The organism is Pseudomonas sp. K5002 (genome assembly GCF_013386655.1).
Classification (GTDB): domain Bacteria; phylum Pseudomonadota; class Gammaproteobacteria; order Pseudomonadales; family Pseudomonadaceae; genus Aquipseudomonas.
In genome coordinates, this window is sequence record NZ_JACARK010000361.1 from 1 (window position 1) to 618 (window position 618).

Annotated in this window: 1 protein-coding gene and 1 pseudogene; both read right to left on the reverse strand. The window is 62.9% G+C overall.

The annotated features are described in order from the left end of the window. Window positions 1-191, reverse strand: a 191-nt coding sequence (locus tag HX846_RS17455; protein WP_256739830.1) for an isocitrate/isopropylmalate family dehydrogenase, incomplete at its 3' end; no start/stop codon positions are given. A gap of 53 nt (window positions 192-244) precedes the next feature. After that, a pseudogene (locus HX846_RS17460) lies at window positions 245-618 on the reverse strand (SAM-dependent methyltransferase); the annotation flags it as partial.

Below are 618 nucleotides of genomic sequence, written 5' to 3' on the forward strand. Positions count from 1 at the left end.
CGGGCACGCTCCAGGGTTTCGTCGGCCAGAGGCACGCCGTGCTTGTCGATGGCCGCGCCGCCGATCACGTCGTGGCTCAGTTCGAAGCCCAGGCTGTACCTGGTGTTGGCCACTTCCAGCACCTTGACCGCTTCGGCCATGATTTCCGGACCAATGCCGTCGCCAGGGAGAATCAGAATCTGCTTGCTCATGGGTTCCTCATTTCATCAAGCGACCCGCCCGTGGGCAGGTCGGGAAAAATTAATCAGCGTTCGGCCCACACCACCAGCACGTCGGTGCTGAAGGTGCCGTCGGCTTGAATCTCGAAGTAATCGCGCACTTCCTGGCCCATTGCCTTTTGCAGCTCCAGGATCGCGGCACGCAATACCTCTGGGGTGCGCATGCGCTCGACCCACGAGGTGTATTCCAGGCGCAGGCGCTGGCGGCTGCTGTTGCGCACATGCAAACCGGCTTCGCTGAGCTGGCGCATCCACTCGCCGGCGGAATAGTCACGCACGTGGCTGGTGTCGCGCAGCACTTCGACGGTTTGCAGGTAAGTGTCCAACAGCGGGCTGCCCGGTGACAAGACGTCCACGAAAGCGGCCACGCCACCCGGCTTGAGCACCCGGCGCACTTCAC